The organism is Acinetobacter brisouii (genome assembly GCF_008993995.1).
GTDB classification, from domain to species: domain Bacteria; phylum Pseudomonadota; class Gammaproteobacteria; order Pseudomonadales; family Moraxellaceae; genus Acinetobacter; species Acinetobacter brisouii_A.
The window spans coordinates 1-4,087 of the sequence record NZ_BKNN01000123.1; the positions used below are offsets into that span (position 1 = coordinate 1).

The window sequence follows — 4,087 nt, forward strand, 5'->3', positions numbered from 1 at the left end:
AACGCTTGGCTCGTTGGGCGTAAAACAATTTCATTAATATCTACATCCGCAGGCTGTTCAATTGCATAAGCAATTGCACGAGCGACTGAGTCAGCTGGTATAGCTTGTTTGTAGAAATCGGTAACAAACTCTGAACTTTCTTTATGAGAAGAACCAAATTTTAGTTCTGACTCAACCGCACCAGGCTCAATAGTCGTCGTTCTAATTGTTCCCCCAACTTCATGACGAAGTCCTTCAGAGATGGCTCTTACAGCAAACTTAGTACCGCTATAAACAGTACCTCCTGGACTAAATACTTTTATCCCTGCAACAGATGCGAGATTAATAAAGTGTCCAAAGTTTTGTTTTTGGAAAACAGGTAGGGCAGCTGCTATACCATAAAGAACACCTTTAATATTGATGTCAATCATACGATCCCATTCATCAACTTTTAGCTCACTTAATGGTGCAATAGACATTAATCCAGCATTGTTTACCAATACATCGATTTGACCAAATGCGCTTAATGCCTTTTCAATAAGTGCTTGTACTTCCTGTGGTTTGGTTATATCCATACCAATAAATTCAGCTTGACCACCTTCAGCACGAATGTCGTGAACAATAGCCTCTAATTTTTCAGTACGTCTAGCACCAAGTACAACCTTTGCACCTTTTTTAGCAAGTAAGCGAGCAGTAGCTTCACCTAAACCACTACTTGCACCAGTGATAACAATAACTTTATTTTCTATATTATTCATACAAGTAACCTTCAACCTATCTGTCAATCATATTTGATGGGTTAAGTATTACAGCCTTGTTAGGTATAATAAATGAATAATATTATCTTTCAGAATTCCTATTTACGGAATAATTACCATAACACAGGATTGGACATGCAGAACAAATTGGAAATGATGCGTATCTTTTGTGTCGCAGCAGAGTCTCGAAATTTTAAAGAGGCAGCAACTCAGCTGGGTATTTCCCCACAGGTAGTGACACGGGCAATAAAAGAGCTAGAAGAGCAGCGCGGAGAGATTCTGTTTTACAGGAGTACGCGACAAATTAAAATTACCGCTGATGGTGAGCGTCTGGCAAAGCAAGCACGTTTTGCGGTGGGATCGATCGATGCTTTGTTTGTAAAAGACACCAAGGAAAAACGAGATGAAATGCGTGGGACTGTCCGTCTTACTGTGTCGTCTGTGTTAGGGCGTAAATTGGTCGTACCCGCACTAGCAGAATTTGCCACACGTTATCCAGATCAGATATTGTCGTGGATTGCGTGCTCACAGATTCACACTCGGATGTGATCGATGAGCGGATAGATATCGGGATCAGATTTGGATTTTTGCCGGACAATCGATATGTGGCAAGGGAATTGGCTAAAGTGAACTTTTATTCTGTGGGAACGCCAGAGTTAATTGATAAGGTTGGAATGCCCAAAAAAATTATTGACCTAGATAAATACCCTCTAACAGCACTAGTCGATCATAAAACAGGGCGTTACTGGCCATGGACATTCACCGAAAGTCGAAGCTTTACGCCATCAAATCCCCGTTTTATTACAGATGATCTTGAAGCTGAATTTCAAGCTATTCTCGCTGGAGTTGGATTCGGACACATGCCTGGATTTCTAGTTTTGCCGTGGCTTAGGAGTGGTAAGCTCATTCAGATACTTCATGAGGAAACCTCTCCCGTTTGGCGCCTGTATTTATATCGTCCACAGCGGGGCCCGACACCTTTGCGAATCCGAGCATTGTTTGATTACTTAGTGGAAGTGCTGGGCCATATAGAAACCTGAATCAGATAAGACCATCATGTATCTAGATTAACTACAATTTTTCCTATTTGCTGATTTGATTCAAGATAGCGCTGAGCGTCATGCATGTCCTCAAATTTAAAGCAACAGTCGATCACTGGACGAAGATATCCTGCACCTATACTGCTAAGAATAAATCGTCTGGCTTGCTCCCTTAGAACAGGGTCATGCAGAACCTCAAGGAATAAAAAACCTCGCATGGTTAAGCTCTTGCGTAATGCAACTTTAAGGGGAAATGGTGTGATCTCAGGGCTAAGTGCACCATGCATAACCATAGTTCCTCCAACAGACATCGCTTTTGCAATCTGTTCAATATGAGGCCCTCCTACAGCATCGAAGGCGACATCAAGATGTTCTCCACCTAAACGTAAAACAAGCGCCTCATACAAATCTGGTTCATCTTCAGTGGCTATAACATTTTTAACACCGAGATCCAGTAAACGTTGCTTTTTCTCTATCGTCTGTGTACTTGCAATGACCTTAGCACCCGCTGCTTCAGCGATCTGTATCGCAGCTAGTCCTACGCTACTTGAAGCTGCTGTGATCAAGATCGTTTTTCCTTTCGATACTCCACCAGCATGGATTACACCACCCCAAGCCGTCAAATACTGCATCCAGATTGAAGAAGCTTCTTCCCAGCTTAAACTATCGGGTTTGTGAACTAAAAAAGTTTCTGGAATCAGAAGCTTGTCCGTATATGTCCCATATTTGGCTAGATTGTCAGTTGGAAGAATCGATACTGCATCTCCTGGAGAAAATTGGCGTACACCTTCACCTATTGCCAGAACTATGCCTGCTCCCTCATATCCCAGACGAGAAGGGAATACTGCCTTTTGAATATAAGTACCACGCCGAAACATTACATCAGCCCGGTTGAGTCCGATCGTTTTCATCTGGATTAGAACTTCTCCTGCTGCTGGTAAAGCAACAGGAAGAGTTTCTAATGTCAGAACATCAGTATCTCCAATACTATTGAAACGCCAAGTCTTGGCCTGAAGTGCGTTAAATGACATCAATCACGACCTTAATATTGGCAGAGCGATCTTGAACAGCATCATGAGCCTCAATCGCTTGGTCTAGAGTAAAATGACGAGGATCAACAATAGGACGCAGTTTACCTTCCTCAACGAGACGAGTCGCGATCTTAAGGATATCACCATGATGAGCACGGCGATTGCCTGTTAACATCGGCATTAGGACGAATACGCCAGACACTGTGGCACATCGTAGAGATGAACTCGCTAAATTATGATTACCAAATGCAGCACAGCTGGTAATGTGGCCATAGTGAGTTGTCATGGAAAGTGAAGCTTCGAGTACTGGACCACCCACAGTGTCGTAAACAATGTTAAAACCTTGACCCTCAGGGCTTGCAGCAATAATGTCATCGGAAGATGCTGTTGTGTAATCGAGAGGTGTTGCACCGAGTTCTGAAATCAGTGATTGATCAGCTGTACGACCAGTCGCCCAAACATTTGCATCAAGTGCTTTTGCAAGCTGAACAACCATATAACCAACGCCACCAGCACCACCCTGAACCAGTACAGTTTGCCCTGGTTGGACCTTCGCATTATCCACTAAACCTTCCCAAGCGGTGAGGAACGTCAATGGTAGTACTGCTGCCTCGCGCATAGAGATATTGCGTGGCTTTAATGCGATCAGATCAGCATCTGCTACAACATATTCTGCTAAAGATCCTTGAAGACCACGAACGCCACCAATCAGACCGTAAACTTCATCTCCGACGTTGAAGTCGGTGACACCTTCACCAACAGCAGTGACAACCCCAGCCATATCCGTTCCCAACACGGCAGGAAGCTCTGGCATAGCATATGGTGCTTCACCAAGACGAATTTTATAATCAATAGGGTTTACACCACTCGCATGAACACGTACTAGAACTTGCCCAGCCTCTGGTTGAGGTATAGGCAGTTCTACACGTTTAAATTTATGATCACCAAAATTTTCTAGGATAAGAGCATTCATCATCTTATTCATAGTTGTTCCTTATTCTTAACTGGGGGATGATGTGCACAGTACCAAAGTGAAATAATCCAATAAATGATATTTATAGGATTTAATAATTCCTAAATAATGAATAATAAATATCATCTGCTCACTAAAAATATTCTAGTACAGTCTGTAAAGGCAGTTTAATCTAAACTGTCGGTAGTATTTTCAAGGCTTGAAACGTTCAAAATATCTACAAGGTGGCTAAAATTTGAAACATAATTTGAAAAGGTCAGAGCATTACAAAGCACATGAGCCAAAATTAAAAATGGGAGCTAAAAG

Annotated in this window: 3 protein-coding genes and 1 pseudogene; 1 reads left to right on the forward strand and 3 read right to left on the reverse strand. The window is 42.4% G+C overall.

Annotation, left to right across the window (positions count from 1 at the left end; translation table 11 throughout):
- On the reverse strand, positions 1 to 737 hold a 737-nt coding region (locus GBN19_RS14880; protein ID WP_151778651.1), incomplete at its 3' end, for an SDR family oxidoreductase.
- Positions 738 to 872: 135 nt separating this feature from the next.
- Here GBN19_RS14880 and GBN19_RS14885 point away from each other — a divergent pair.
- Positions 873 to 1,777: pseudogene (locus GBN19_RS14885) on the forward strand (LysR family transcriptional regulator).
- Positions 1,778 to 1,791: 14 nt separating this feature from the next.
- Here the strand turns inward: GBN19_RS14885 and GBN19_RS14890 are convergent.
- A complete protein-coding gene (locus GBN19_RS14890; protein WP_151778652.1) occupies positions 1,792 to 2,808 on the reverse strand; it encodes a zinc-dependent alcohol dehydrogenase family protein in 1,017 nt (338 codons plus the stop codon).
- Positions 2,798 to 3,793: a zinc-dependent alcohol dehydrogenase family protein gene (locus tag GBN19_RS14895; RefSeq protein WP_151778653.1), complete on the reverse strand. Its 996-nt coding sequence runs from the start codon at positions 3,791 to 3,793 to the stop codon at positions 2,798 to 2,800. Before GBN19_RS14895 ends, GBN19_RS14890 begins: the two co-directional genes overlap by 11 nt.
- Positions 3,794 to 4,087 lie beyond the last annotated feature (294 nt).